Origin of the sequence: Halopseudomonas sp. (genome assembly GCF_036960865.1) — a bacterium.
In the GTDB taxonomy this organism is placed as follows: Bacteria; Pseudomonadota; Gammaproteobacteria; order Pseudomonadales; family Pseudomonadaceae; genus Halopseudomonas.
Map to the genome: position 1 here is coordinate 142,092 of NZ_JBALWE010000009.1, position 14,249 is coordinate 156,340.

A 14,249-nucleotide genomic window follows, 5' to 3' on the forward strand; every position below is an offset into this window, starting at 1 on the left:
TTCAATTATCAATAAAGTAACGCAAAGTCCGCTCAAAACCCTCTTCAGGCATTATTGTTGGCCGCCAACCCAGCTTTTCCAGCTTGGATATATCGCAATGCCCGCAAGAACGGAATAGAGATTGCCTAGCAGGAGCGGAAGGAGGGTGTTTCACCTTTAGGCCTGGTGTGGGAGACAGTCTGGCGACCAACAATGCCAGCTCAAGAATAGTAATTTCCTGATCTAAACTGACGTTATACGCAGCCCCGCTCTCGCCTCTCAGAAGCAGTATAAGGAAGGCAGCAGTCGCATCAGCCACATAGCAAAATGGACGGCTCGCAGAGCCATCACTATTGAGAATTATGTCTCGCCCAGCGACAGCATCCGCTACAAAGTCAGCAAAAGAACGCCCATCATCCAAATCAAGCCCAGGACCATAGGTGTGCGAAATACGAGCAATGACTGTAGCTACACCATACTGCCGGTAATACTCCGCGCATAATGTCTCTGTAGCCCGTTTTCCTTCCCCGTAACAAGCAGAGATATCTAACGGGTCCAGCACTCCAAAATCACTTTCACCGATTGGACTGAGACTTTCCCCATGCCCGTAAACAGCGCCACTGCTCATGAAAAGCAAGCGCGCATTGTGTTTCCGAGCCAGCTCTAAAAGGTTCAAGCCACCCACAACGTTGGATTTTATAGTTCCCACAGGGTCATTCAGGTACTGCTTTGGGCTTCCTGCACTCGCCGCATGAACAATAAAGTCCAGACGCTTGATTACTGGAGAGGGGTCGCAAACATCTTGAACGATGGGGCAGAACCATGGCTGCCCGATCAAATGAGGAAAACGTTTTTTGAGCTTATCTAAACTGCGCACCAGCACATAAATCGTCACCGGATCTTCAGGCCAGCGTTCACTCAATTCAGCAAAAAATTCTACCAAATACGCGGCCAGGAAACTGGTGGCGCCCGCAATAAGAACATGCTTGCCGGCAAAGCTACGCCAGTCCTCTGCTCGAGAGAGTATCGACGCTATGTCTTCGGCAATCACAGGATGACGGATGGAGGGGGCGGTTGGAATAACCATGTTTATTGGCGCCTCGCCAGAAATCCCAAAACCTCACCCTGAATCCACCCCAGATCAACTTCTAACGCAAGCGTATCCATTACCTCCAAGCCCGCGTTCTCCAACATTCTGCGGATCGACGCCTCTGTGAAGAAGTTCACGTGCTCGTGCCAATGCCGCTTCAAAGGCGCCAGTGCTTTACTACCTGGATGTGCGCGCATCAATGCTTCGCTCGGCACCTCCAAATAAAGCAAAGTATTGGCCTTCAGCGCCGGCAACATCTGGGTGACCAGATCTGCCGGAAAAGCCACATGCTCCAGCACTTGGCTGCAGGTCACCAAGTCATAATGATTCTGATATGCCTGCTCCAAGCTAACCATCGCGGCGCCGGGAACTAGCTCAACACCGGAGATATCGTAAATATCGAGCAAACGATTACCATGACGAAACAAGCTGTTAATACCGGTGTCGCCGCCCCAATCCAGAACCGCCGGAGCCTGTGGCAGACGTTTTGACAGCCAAGCCTCAACCTCGTCGAGATAGGCTGCTCGGTGATCAAAGTGCTCTCGTGTTTTCGCGAAACCAGGTTCAAAGCGGGTGCGCTGAGCTGTGTATACCTCATCTCGATAGTTATGGTACAGAGCCGCCATTTGTTCGTCTGTAAAGCGGTAATCGAGGAACAAGGCACCACAATCTTGGCATTGCAGCGAGTTGCATAACGTATAGGCCATTCCTTGGCGCAAATCGCGCAGGCCCCACTCTGCGGTAATCTCCACCGGCTCGTGACCGAAAACGCGTAGCGCCACAAAAGGCATCAACACTGCCGGAGACTTTTCCAGATTATTGCCAGCACAGCAGATACAGCTGCGGGCAATTAATTCGCGACTCACCATGCGCTGCGCCCTCCATCGATGATCAAGTTGGAGCCGTTCATGTAGGACGAAGCGTCGGAGCACAGAAAGGCGATAGCGCCACGGTACTCATCAACGCCAGCCATGCGACCCAGCGGGATGAGCTGCGACAGTTTGGCGACGAACACGTCGTTCTGACCGGCATAAACACCGCCCGGCGACAGCGCATTGCAACGAACACCCTGCTCGCACCAGTAGGTCGCCAGGTACTTGGTTAAGCCGATCAGTCCGTGCTTGACCACGGAGTAGGTAACCGGTTTTACCGGTTGGTGATCCGGCTCAATCCCTTCTTTACGGTAGAGGCGTTGGTCGGGCGCGATGACGCCAAGGTCAGAGGCAATATTGATGATTACCCCACTACCTTGCTGCGCCATCTGATGGCCAAATACCTTGGCACAGTTGAAGGCGCCGCCCAGCCCGACGTCCAGATCCAGACGCCACTGCTCCCAAGGGAAGTGCTCCAAGCGGGAAAAATCCTGACCATCCGCGCGCTCCACCTTCGGATTACGCGCCGCATTGTTAATCAAGATATCCACTCGCCCGTGATGCGCCTGCAACTGCTCCTGAGCTAAGCGCAGCGCGCTCACATCAGTGATGTCCGCCACCAGCGTTAGCGCCTTGCATCCGGTTTCCTCTTCGAGTCTGGCGACGTTGTTGGCCAGCGCTGCGGCATCGATGTCGAGCAACACGGGCAAGCCGCCCAGTCCAGCGATAGTGGCGGCATGTTGATAACCCAGCAATCCTGCGCCGCCGGTAATCACCGCGACCCGACTCTCCAGGCGAAAGAGTGTTTCAACGCTGGCCAAGGATATTCACCTCACTCAATTGCACTTCACACCCCTCGCGCAGCGAGCGCCGCGCCGCCAAGGCCAAGCGCAGGCTCTGCACCCCCGCCATCAAGTCGACCACCGGCTGGTTGCCACTGACCAGGCAATCGAGAAAGTGTCTGGCCTGCGCCAGAAACATGTCATTGCGGTTGAAGTCGGCAAAGTCATTCTGCTCGCACAGCTCCCCCGCCTGGTCATAGACATACAAGCGATTGGCAATAAGATCCATTTCTGCGCAGCCGGCATCGCCAACAATCCTGAACTTGCGCGACGGAGGACGCTGTACAAAATCCTGATGCAGCAGGAGTGGGAAACAACCATGCTCACCGTCAAACCGCATCAATGAAGAGGCACTGTCCTCAACATCGATCTCCAGGCCGCTCAGATGCCCACCATGGGTCGCCAGGCTGCGGGGCAAACCGAAATACCAGTAGATCAGATCCATTTCATGGATCTGAGACAGGATCACGCCGCCGCCCTGATCGGCGCGCGCAGCATACATCTGCCGGTAATCTTCGTAGCGGTGCCAGTTGGGCAGATACTCGCCAATTTCTGAACGGACGCTGACGAGCCGTCCAAAAAAGCCATCGTCAAGCAAAGCCTTGAGCCGCTGCAGCCCAGGATGAAAGCGAAAGTTATAGCCCACATGGAACAGCAACTTGCGTTTCTCAACCTCGGCCAGCAGTTCATCCAGCCCGTTCAAATCGCTTGCTAATGGCTTTTCCATAAAGACAGGAACACCAGCCCGCGCGCATTCCAACGCCACTGGAACGTGCAACGCGTTAGGGTTGCAGATAAAAACCGCCTCAGGCTGCTGCGCGAGAGCATCTGCCAGTTCGTGGTGCACCTGGATGGCGTAATCTTTCTCCAGATCCGCTCCCTCATCAACTGTGAGGTTATCCAGCAGCTTGATACGCTGCCTTCGCACCCGATAGGCGTGCACCTCCAGCGTGTCACCCAGCAACAGGCGCAGGTTACGCAAATGGCGCTGTCCGATACCGCCCAGCCCACAGAACAGAATCTTCACGATAGCTCTCTCTTTTCATCGTTCAGGGCGCAGCCGCGCAACCACTGCGTTGCCAGGCTGGCCATTTCAGCCAACCAGCGCGGCTCGTCGCCCGGCTCACCGCGTGCCACCTGAAGTACGAAGTCACCCCGATAGTCATATTTGATCAATTGCTCGCGCAGGCTGCGAAAATCGGTGTCACCCTGGCCCAGCTCAACGGTGCTACCACCGCGCTGACGGTCTTTGATATGCACACTGCCCACCCGCGAGCCATAGGCCGCAAATTCATCTGCAGGCAAATACCCCAGCGAAGCGCTGTTGCCCGCATCGTAGTTGACGCGAATCAGAGGATGCTCAAGCGCCGAAAGCAGTTGTTGAAAAGCATCAGGATCGAGGTCGGTTTCAAGGTGCAGTTCTACCGCATGCCGTTCGGCACTGGGCAGCACCTGACGCATTGCTGCGATAACGTCAGCACGCTCCGCCTCATTGCGAATACTCGAGGCATCGACGAAGGGTAAAACCACACGCCCTACTCCAAGCTCTCCACACACCGCAAGCAGCCATTCCAGGCGCTCAAGCAAGGCAGCACGATCCTCAGCGCTGATGCGCAGCAGTGGGCGGTCCATGAAATAGTCGGCACAAACCGATACCACGGCAATCTCGTGCACTTTAAGCAAGCGGAGTAATTCCTGGCGCCCTTGCTCCGTTTCTATCGGATTTGCGCCCTCGCCGTAGAGGTCGTAAATCCATTCGATCCCGCGCAGGCCAATCTGCGCCGCACGTTCTATTTCCAGGCGCCAATGACGACGGGGAAAGGACTGAAAACGTCCCTCTTCAGGGGCGCCGAGCCTGCCCTGCATGGTATACAGGCCGCCCTCGGCATAGGCAGTCAGAAAATCAGACATCTCAGTCCTCCACCAACGGGATAAGCATATTGGCGCGCAGTTCACCACGCTCCAGAAAGGGAAAGAGGTCCTCCAGCGGGCTGGAAACCATGGCGCCGTTCTGCCCTATCCGCGAGGTTATCCGAGGACCGATTGCCTGATCCGGCTCGACCATGACCTCACACACCACCGGCCCCTCCAGCGCCAGCGCCTGCTCAATGGTGGCGCGCAAATCACCGGCGCCATCTACCCGCATGATAGGCAAACCAAAGGCCGCGGCCAAAGCCGAGATATCTGGCAGCGTCAGGCCGGACGTTGGGTCGCAACCTATTGTCTGCTTGAAATAGCCCCCTTGGGATGCGCGAATTGACGCATAACCGTTGTTGTTGAGAACAAAATATTTGATTGGCAACTGCAGGCGTCGAACCACTTCCAACTCTTGAATATTCATCACAAAGCCGCCATCGCCATCGATGGAAACCGTACGGCGGCTGCCACTACCCAGGCACCCGCCGATGGAGGCAGGCAACCCGTAGCCCATGGAGCCAAGTCCACCGGTGGCAACCGCTCGCTGGCCGCGCTTAAGGCGCAGCGCCAACCAGAAGGTATCCAGCGCCGCACCCGAACTACCGGGGATAATCTGATCGCCCTCGGACAGCAGCTCGGAAAGCACCTCGGTAAACACGTAGGTATTAACGTAGTTACTCGGCTTGCGATACTCCTCCAGCACAACAGGGTAAGACGCCTTCCATTCGGCGCAGCGCGAACGCCACGCATCGCACTCCAACTGGGTGCCAGCGCTAATCCGGTGTAACTGCTGAACAAAGTCTTTGGCATCGCACACAAAGCTTTCATCCGGCATATCGCCCAGCTTGGCGATCTCGGCAGGGTCTACATCTACCACAACAATCTCGGCCTTGCGGGCGAAGTGCTTGCGGTTGAAGCCAGTAATGGAAAAATCCATCCGACAGCCAATGGCCAGCACCATGTCGGCATTTTGTACCGAGAAGTTGGGGCCACGCGGCGCGACCGTGCCACAGCGGCCAGCGTAAAGGGGGTGATCATGTTCCAACAGATCAGCGCCAATCCAGGTCGTCAGCGTCGGGATACGCAGGCTTTCAATGAGTTGCCGCAGCTCAGCTTCAGCCCCGGCTGCGTGCACGCCGTTGCCGACCAGCAGTACCGGACGCTGCGCCTTCCGCAGCCGATCCATCAGGCGTGCCAGTGCTGCTTCATCCGGCTGCAACCGCTCTGCCTCATCCGGGATGAAGCCTTCCAGCTGCTGTGGATCTATCTCGGTTGCCTGCACATCCAGAGGCACGTCAATCCATGCCGGACCCTTGCGTCCGCTGAGCATCAGATGCAGGGCTTTCTCCAGTTCATAACGCACCCGCAACGGATCCAGCAGGCATACTGCATACTTGCTCAGGGGCCCAGCCACACTGACGATATCCAGCTCCTGAGTACCCAGTTGGCGCAGGCCGCTGTCGCCTTTCAGATCCGCACGCTTTACCTGGCCTGAAACAAAGAGCGTCGGGGTCGATTCGAACCAGGCTCCTGCCAGCCCCGTCAGGGCATTGGTTGCTCCGGGGCCGGAGGTCACGAGACACACGCCAATACCGCCCGACGTGCGCGCATAGCCCTCCGCCGCTATCGCCGCACCTTGCTCGTGCAACATGCTGACAGGCGTCAGCCGGGTCTGACGGTAAAGCGCATTATTCAAATGCATCGCGCCACCGCCAGGTAGAAAGAAAATGTGTTCCACGCCCTGCTTGGCAATGAACTCAAAAATATAATCGGCAACACGCATGGCTGTACTCATAGTAAGTGCCCAAAAGAAAGCTGATCGTCGAGCTCTGCGTAAAAAACAAGTGCAGGCGGCGACGGGACGACAACAGCAGTAACCACACTCTTCACTAAACGCGCCTGCGTAGCGATTGGAGGGGCACCACCAGAAAGCAGCAACTCACTCGGCCAGTCATTCAGGTATCGATTCAACGTCTCAGCATTCATGGTCGCGACCTCACAGTGACTCCAAGTAACGCAACGCTGACCAAAACCCAGCACCATGATCCTTATGACCTTGCCAGACTTCAGGGATGAAACTGGCATCGCTGGCTCTGACTTGCGCCCAGGTCGCAGGCCAGTCCACATCACCTGTGCCCATCAGTACGCCTTCGCCGTTGGTACCTTTGGCATCAGCCACGTGCAGATGCGCTGCCAAAGGCAACAGCAAGCGCAACGCGGCCTGAAAATCGAGACCAAAATGAAAGCAGGTCATCTGCAGGTGCGACAGATCCAGACACAGACGTAGCCCCAAATCCTGTGCTTTCTGCGCCAGCTCATCCGGCATCATGAAGATGTTCTGGTGGCGCTGGCCACCAAAATGCCAAGGGAAAGGTGCCATGTTCTGGGGAATCAACTCAGTAGGGCCAAAGTCGATCTGGGCACAAGAGTCGCGAAAACGCTCGTAGAGCAGTTCACGGCGTTCAATCGGCAAGGGTGCATCGGCAGAAAAGCCACCGACGTTAGCCACAATCAGTTGCGCATCAGCCTGGGGAAAGAACACCGCAATTCGCTGCGTTGCATCCACCACTCGCTGCAGGTTGGCGATCGAACGCTGGCGATAAGCCGGGTCATCTGACACTAGGTCAAGCAGCTCACTATGTTCGAACAGCTCCGGCGCATGTACCACCAGACGGCTGCAGCTAACGGGTCGAAGATAGGGCTCGGGGTCGACCGACAAATCGCGGTAGGAAAGGTGGAACTCAAAAAGGTCCGGAGAGATACGCGCCTGGTACTGGAGAAAATCGTGGTAGCGCACGGGTACACCCCAGCGAATTGGCATCTGGAACGCCAGCGTCTGCTGGTCTGTCCCTGCGATATCGCTTTCAAACAGAAAGTCACCCTGTTCTATATCGCGGCAAGCTGCCTTGCCGATCAGATCTGCCAATCGGTAGGGTGGCAGCCCCTGCCCTGGGCTAGCCACACGGAGCATGTCGTCAGTAAAAATCTCTCCGCAACGGATGGATGTCGCGGCAATAACGCTTTTCGCCAGATTCTCGCGATTCAGCAACTCCCCCTGACTGACTTGGCGCTGCATACCCGGACAGGGCAGCGCCTTCTCCAGTTGCCGCACTCCGTCCACCAGTTGCCTGAACTCCTCCGGCTCAAGACTTGCCAGGTGGTCCGGCCCCTCCATAGTGCGATCAAGGGTGATGTGCCGCTCAATCAACTTGGCACCCAAAGCCACGGCAGCCAGTGAAATGGCGATGCCCCGCTCATGGCCGGAATAGCCGATCAGTGAATGAAGCTCTCGCAGGCGCCCGATATAGTTGAGCTGGATATCCGTTTCCGGCGCGGGATAAGCACTATTGCAATGCAATAGCGCGAACGGCACCTGAAGCTCACGCAGCTGGGCGATTGCCGCCACAACCTCGTGCTCAAAGGACATCCCCGTGGACAGGATCATCGGTACACCCAAGGTCGCCGCCTTGGCAATCAGGTAGGGATTGCATAAATCGGCCGAGGCCAACTTGACGGCCGGCAGGTCAAAGTCGGACAGCGCATCGACACTGGCCTCGTCCCAGGGCGTGCACAGGTAAACAATGCCCTTTCTGGCGCAGTAAGAACGCAGCTCACGGTGTTCTTCCAGCGAGAGTTCAACCTTGTCCAGCAGGTCCTGAATGTACTCCACACCCAGGTCTTCGGCACGTGAGCCATCAGCCTTGCTGCGGTAGAGCGCAGCGCGGTTGCGCAGCTGAAACTTGACGCAGTCGGCACCCACCGCGATGGCAGCATCGACCAGCTGCTTGGCGAGATCGAGCGAGCCATTGTGGTTGTTGCCCACCTCGGCAATAACGAATATCCGATCACCGCCGACGGAAAAACCGCCGATATCCATGCTTGCGTCAGTCATTGTATTTTTGTTCGCCATGAAGTCACGCCACTGGATTCAAATCGAAAGTTGGTCGTCGAACAGCCTATCTCATGCATGGCACGAACGACTGCCTGCCGGTTCTGGGGCTGCACATAGAACAGAAAAAAGCCGCCAGCACCAGCACCCAGCAACTTGCCCCCCAAGGCACCTGCAGCCCGCGCCTTGGCGTAAATATCATCCAGCTTGTCGTCGCTGACGGCGGAAGAAAACTGCTTTTTCAGCATCCAGGCTTCATGCAGGCAAAGGCCAAAATCATGCAGTTCGCAGCGGATGAGGTGGCGGTGCATTCGCCGACACAGGGTCACGCTCTCACGAAGCAGGTCGGTCTGCGAAAGCTCGGCTTCCATTTCCTGGCGCTGCATTTCGTGCAATTGGCCAGAGTCGTGTACCGAGCCGGTATCACACAGCACCAGGCAGGCCTCCAGCTCGAACCGGGCCGCGTCCTCAAGCCGTATGGGGTGCACCAGATTGCGCTGATTCTCGAACTCGATCAGATTGAAACCGCCAAAAGCCGACGCGTACTGATCCTGCCAGCCGCCGGCAATGCCAAAGCACAGCCGCTCCGCCTGAAAAGCCAACTCGGCTATTTCATAGGTATTCCAACGATCCTGTCGCAGCTCATTGAAGGCGGCGATGATCGCCGTGGTTGCCGCAGAAGAGCCGCCCAGACCGGAACCAACAGAAAAGTCAGACCGCAAGTAGAGGTCAAAACCATAGGCAGGCCGAATGACCGAGACAATAGTCGCCAGCAGGCTCTTGTGCTCACTGATCAGCAACTGCGACAAACTGGGGTAATGCTCCTCGTGTTCAATATCCTCGGAGTAGATATGAACGCTGGCATCGTCCCGCGGCACCAGTGTCGCGTGCGCGTAGAGGCCTACGGTACAACTGAGCACCGCAGCAGGGTGATCTACGAAGAAATAGGTCAGATCCGCGCCGCCGCCACAAAAACTCATTCGCACCGGCGCACGAGCACGCGCCAGTACCGGTACTTCCGGGCTGGCGGTCATTTGTCGAGTATAGATCTCGCAGAGACGCCCGTTGGCATCCAACCCCGGCAGCGCGTTGTAGCCCAGATCAAAGGTCTTCAACAACTGCTCACGCGTGGCCCCGAGCTCAACCGCTCGGAAGTTTCGATTCATGCAGGCGGTGACGGGCAGCTTGGTGTCGCCGCCCTGCAGCAAATAACGCCGCACATCACCGTTGGTCACGACCCCCACCAGACGCTCTTGCGCCTCGACGACAAAGGCGATCTGCAGGTCACCCGACTCGATACACTTCACCGCATCCAGAATCGAGTCATCCACTCGCACCGTGAGCATGTCCAATAACCGGCTCATTGCTGCGCACTCCAATCCGGCGAGGCTTTGAACATGGCCAATGTGTCAGGCGTACCAATATCGATAAAAGGTCCTGCATAGGTCACGGCCAGCAGTTCGCCCTGCGCGATCAGCGCAGGCAACAGGTCTAGCTCCATCGAGCAGGGCCGCAGTGGCTCACCGTCCATGGCAGCAACGGTAAAGCAATACACTCCGGCATTAACCAATCCGGGGCCGGTTTCGCCTTTTTCCAGCAACTCGATCACATGACCGTCCTCCGCTACCTGCAGACTGCCGTAGCGCGCACGATCGGCTACTTTCACACCGAGGATCAAGCTGCTCACACCATCACTGCGCAAGCAGAAGGCATCAGCGGCGAGATAGGTGTCGGCATTGAGGACCAGATAGGGCGCATCTGCAGGATGCTGCTGCAGCGCATTGAGTAGCGCCCCGCCAGTCCCCAGCGGGCGCGACTCGACGGCTAGGTCAAGTGACAGCTCAGCGCGTTGCGACAAGTCTGCCAACATCGTCTCCAATTGATCAGCACGGTACCCGGCACAGAGCACCGCGTGCTTTACACCAGCTGTTTTGAGCTGCCTCAATAGCAGCAACAGAAATGGCTCGCCGTGAACGTCTACCAGAGCCTTCTGCCCACCCTTGGTGACCTCGCGCAAACGCGTCCCCAAGCCGCCACACAACACGTAGGCACGCATCAGGCGATCCTCGCAAAGAAGGACTCGATGCTGGCAGCAATGTGTTCCAGGTGTTCTTTGCCCAAACCCGGCCAGACACCGACCCAGAAGGTGTCCCTCATGACTTTCTCGGTCACCGGCAAGGTGCCGGAAACGCGGAACTGGCGTCCCTGCATGTAGGGCTGACGCACCAGGTTGCCGGCAAACAGCAGGCGCGTGCCGATGCCCTGGGAGTCTAGAAAACGCAAAAGGTCAACTCGCCGATAACGTTCGCCATCCCGCAGCGTCAACGGAAAACCAAACCAGGACGGATCACTGTTAGGCGTCGCTTCAGGCAGAATCAGGTAGTCGGTCGCGGCAGCGAGACGGGCACGCAACCAAGAGAAGTTGGCTTTGCGGGCAGTAATAAAATCGTCCAGTCGATCCATTTGCGCCAGCGCACAGGCCGCCTGCATATCGGTGATCTTCAGGTTGTAACCCAAGTGCGCATAGATATATTTGTGGTCGTAGCCTTCCGGCAGACTACCCAGCTGCCAGTCAAAACGCTTGCCACAGGTATTGTCTTCCCCCGGCGGGCAATAACAGTCGCGTCCCCAGTCACGGAACGACTCCATAATCCGCTTCAACAGCGGCTTGTCGGTAAAGACAGCCCCACCCTCACCCATCGTAATGTGATGCGCTGGATAAAAACTGAGGGTTCCAATGTCTCCGAAAGAACCAACCAGCTTGCCGTCATAGGTTGCGCCAAGTGCATCGCAGCAGTCTTCTACCAACCAAAGTCCATACTTGTCGCACAGCGCGCGCACGACCCCGAGATCAAACGGGTTGCCCAAGGTGTGGGCCAGCATCACCGCCTTGGTTTTAGGCGTGATCGCAGCTTCAATCAGCGTCGGGTCTATGTTGCAGGTGGCCAGATCAACATCCACAAAGACCGGTACTGCACCACACTGAATAATCGGGTTAACCGTCGTCGGAAAGCCTGCCGCTACAGCAATGACCTCGTCCCCAGGCACGATGGCACGATCACCCAGGCGGGGTGAGGTCAGCGCCGAGAACGCGAGCAGGTTCGCCGATGAGCCTGAGTTGGTAGTCAAGACGTTGCGCCGCCCGAGATACTTTGCCAGGCGCTTTTCAAACGCCTCGTTGAAACGACCAGTGGTGAGCCAGCCATCGAGGGCAGCCTCTGTCATCATTTGCAGTTCAGTAGCGCCAATCACCTTGCCTGACGGCGGCACACTGGAACTTCCCGGCACAAAAGGTGTGGGCGCCAAGCTGAGCTCGGCGTACTCCTTGACCTTGCGAGCGATCTCCTCGCGCAACGCTTGCTTGCGGGCATCACTCATATCGATTCGCCTTGATGGAGTGCTATCTGCTGCAAACAGAGTGCGTGGATATCATGGCCATTTCTCCAGGCCTGATGCCAGGCCAACGTCTGTTCCAGGGCCACCTCCAGCGTCCAGCGCGCCTGCCAGCCCAATATTTGCCGCGCACGAGAAGAATCCAGGGCCAACAGTCCGGCCTCATGCGGTTGACTGTCTGTGGCAGCGCGCCAAGAAGCGCCGCCGTCAGGCCAATATGCCGCCATGCGCGCAACGACGTCAGCCACACTGGCAACACCGCTGTTATCAGGCCCGAAATTCCACCCTGTTACCTCATCAGGCTTGGCGGTCAGCAGGTGCTCGGCCAGCATAAGATAACCGCACAACGGGTCCAGCACATGCTGCCAAGGCCGGGTAGCGTCGGGGTAGCGTAACGTCAGTTCCGCCTCCGCGTCCCAGGCGCGCAGCACATCGGGGATCAGGCGTTCGCGCCCCCAATCGCCACCGCCGATGACGTTGCCCGCACGCGCCGTGGCTAACGCAACGCCAGCGGGCTTGAAGAAAGCGTCCCGAAAACTCGCGCAAACCAGCTCCGCGCAAGCTTTTGAGTTGCTATAGGGGTCGAAGCCACCCAACCGGTCAGTCTCTCTATAGGGCCAGTGCCACTCCTGGTTTTCGTAGCACTTGTCTGTCGTGACCACTACGATCGCCCTGACCGACGCGCAACGACGCAACGCGTCCAGCAGGTTTACCGTACCCATAACGTTGGTTGCGTAGGTTTCTACGGGGTCAAGATAGGACGCGCGCACCAGTGGCTGCGCAGCCAAATGAAATACGACCTCCGGGGCAAACGCCAATACCCGCGCAGACAATGCCTGCTGGTCACGCAGATCCGTGATACTTCCGTCAACGCGACCCGCCAATCCGGCGACACTCCAGAGGCAAGGTTCGCTTTCGGGAGTCAAAGCAATGCCGTACACCTCGGCTCCCAGGCTTTGCAACCAAATGCTCAGCCACCCGCCCTTAAAGCCTGTGTGCCCGGTCAGCAATACGCGCCGACCGGACCAGAACGTTGCGTTCACTCCCACAAGCGCCACTCCGCATTACCGCTCGCCCAGCGCTCTTCGAGAAAATTGCGATCTCGCAGTGTGTCCATGGGCTGCCAGAACCCATGATGGAAATGGCACATCAACTCGCCATCGGCGGCCAGCCGAGTCATGGGCTCAAACTCCCAGGTCGTATCGTCACCCTCGATATAGTCGAGCGCAGCGGGCTCGATTACGAAAAAGCCGCCATTGATCCAGCCGCCGTCGCCCAGTGGCTTCTCCTTGAACCCAGCCACCTGCTGACCCTGAATATCCAGCGCACCGAAACGCCCCGGAGGTTGCACCGCAGTAACGGTTGCAAGCTTGCCGTGATCACGGTGAAAGGCGATGAGCTCGGGAAGATTGATATTGGAAACACCGTCGCCGTAGGTAAAGCAGAAGGTTTCGTCGCCCAAGTACTCTCGCACCCGCTTCAGGCGGCCACCAGTGCTGGACATTTCTCCGGTATCAACCAGAGTTACCCGCCACGGCTCTGCATGCTGCTGGTGAATGTGCATGCGATTCTCGACCATATCGAAGGTGACGTCCGACATGTGGAGAAAGTAGTTGGCGAAGTACTCCTTGATGACATACCCCTTGTAGCCAAGGCAGATTACAAAGTCGGTAATCCCATAATGCTGGTAGATCTTCATGATGTGCCAAATGATCGGCTTGCCGCCAACCTCTATCATGGGCTTGGGCTTGAGGTGCGATTCTTCACTGATCCTGGTCCCCAGACCACCAGCCAGAATGACTGCCTTCATTGTTTTAATCCTTGTTCCGAGGCCACGGGCCGCCAACATTCTGTCGCAAACCCACTTGTATGCCGCTCTACGCCAAGCTACAGCAAAAACCTTGCCAGCCGACGATAAAATACCATTGTAGCCAGCGACTTACAGCTAATTGCTCGGATCGGGGTTCAAAACAACCAGTGCCTAGCCCTCTAACTTCAGCGGTTTACTGCATCAAATTGCTGTCCATTTCGGATAGAGACACAAGGAGTCGAAAGCCGAGAAGAGAGCTTTCAGACGTTCGCTAGCCGGGGAGTTGAACACAAAACATGAAGGCTCCCAAAACAAGCAAAATGACTAAGCGCGTGCATGCTCGCTCAGTATTGACCCGTTACAGGGAGAGTTCCAACTAAACTGCCCGAGGCATTGGTAGCCAGGCACACGTCACAACGGTGCAAATTCGTTGCAAAGCCACTGCAAGGCTAGGCTC

12 protein-coding genes are annotated in these 14,249 nt (G+C 57.0%); all 12 read right to left on the reverse strand.

The window, feature by feature from the left end:
• Position 1 precedes the first annotated feature (1 nt).
• The 12 genes from V7747_RS14090 to rfbF all read right to left on the reverse strand — a co-directional run bounded on the left by V7747_RS14090 (position 2) and on the right by rfbF (position 13,792).
• Entirely contained in the window at positions 2-1,066 is a 1,065-nt protein-coding gene (locus V7747_RS14090) for an NAD-dependent epimerase/dehydratase family protein (protein ID WP_335616652.1), read from the reverse strand.
• Between the two features lie 2 nt (positions 1,067-1,068).
• Positions 1,069-1,938, reverse strand: coding sequence for a class I SAM-dependent methyltransferase (locus V7747_RS14095; protein WP_335616653.1), 870 nt, complete (start codon positions 1,936-1,938; stop codon positions 1,069-1,071).
• The gene (locus tag V7747_RS14100; protein ID WP_335616654.1) at positions 1,932-2,762 is read right to left on the reverse strand and encodes an SDR family oxidoreductase; all 831 of its coding nucleotides are present in this window, start codon (positions 2,760-2,762) and stop codon (positions 1,932-1,934) included. Before V7747_RS14100 ends, V7747_RS14095 begins: the two co-directional genes overlap by 7 nt.
• Positions 2,749-3,810, reverse strand: coding sequence for a Gfo/Idh/MocA family protein (locus V7747_RS14105; protein ID WP_335616655.1), 1,062 nt, complete (start codon positions 3,808-3,810; stop codon positions 2,749-2,751). Before V7747_RS14105 ends, V7747_RS14100 begins: the two co-directional genes overlap by 14 nt.
• A complete protein-coding gene (locus V7747_RS14110; RefSeq protein WP_335616656.1) occupies positions 3,807-4,694 on the reverse strand; it encodes a sugar phosphate isomerase/epimerase family protein in 888 nt (295 codons plus the stop codon). The genes V7747_RS14105 and V7747_RS14110 overlap by 4 nt, the downstream gene beginning before the upstream one ends.
• Position 4,695: 1 nt before the next feature.
• On the reverse strand, positions 4,696-6,483 hold the full coding sequence (locus V7747_RS14115) for a thiamine pyrophosphate-binding protein (RefSeq protein ID WP_335616657.1): 1,788 nt from the start codon (positions 6,481-6,483) through the stop codon (positions 4,696-4,698).
• A 213-nt stretch (positions 6,484-6,696) separates the two neighbouring features.
• Positions 6,697-8,592, reverse strand: a complete 1,896-nt coding sequence (locus V7747_RS14120) for an N-acetylneuraminate synthase family protein (RefSeq protein ID WP_335616658.1) — start codon at positions 8,590-8,592, stop codon at positions 6,697-6,699.
• Complete coding sequence (locus V7747_RS14125) at positions 8,589-9,953, reverse strand: GHMP family kinase ATP-binding protein (RefSeq protein WP_335616659.1); 1,365 nt, start codon at positions 9,951-9,953, stop codon at positions 8,589-8,591. The genes V7747_RS14120 and V7747_RS14125 overlap by 4 nt, the downstream gene beginning before the upstream one ends.
• Positions 9,950-10,645 carry a sugar phosphate nucleotidyltransferase gene (locus V7747_RS14130; RefSeq protein WP_335616660.1) on the reverse strand — a complete coding sequence of 232 codons (696 nt, stop codon included), beginning with the start codon at positions 10,643-10,645 and terminating at the stop codon, positions 9,950-9,952. Before V7747_RS14130 ends, V7747_RS14125 begins: the two co-directional genes overlap by 4 nt.
• Positions 10,645-11,967, reverse strand: a complete 1,323-nt coding sequence (gene rfbH, locus V7747_RS14135) for a lipopolysaccharide biosynthesis protein RfbH (RefSeq protein WP_335616661.1) — start codon at positions 11,965-11,967, stop codon at positions 10,645-10,647. The genes V7747_RS14130 and rfbH overlap by 1 nt, the downstream gene beginning before the upstream one ends.
• Positions 11,964-13,031, reverse strand: coding sequence for a CDP-glucose 4,6-dehydratase (rfbG, locus tag V7747_RS14140; RefSeq protein ID WP_335616662.1), 1,068 nt, complete (start codon positions 13,029-13,031; stop codon positions 11,964-11,966). Before rfbG ends, rfbH begins: the two co-directional genes overlap by 4 nt.
• The gene (gene rfbF, locus V7747_RS14145; protein ID WP_335616663.1) at positions 13,022-13,792 is read right to left on the reverse strand and encodes a glucose-1-phosphate cytidylyltransferase; all 771 of its coding nucleotides are present in this window, start codon (positions 13,790-13,792) and stop codon (positions 13,022-13,024) included. The genes rfbG and rfbF overlap by 10 nt, the downstream gene beginning before the upstream one ends.
• Between the last annotated feature and the right edge of the window lie 457 nt (positions 13,793-14,249).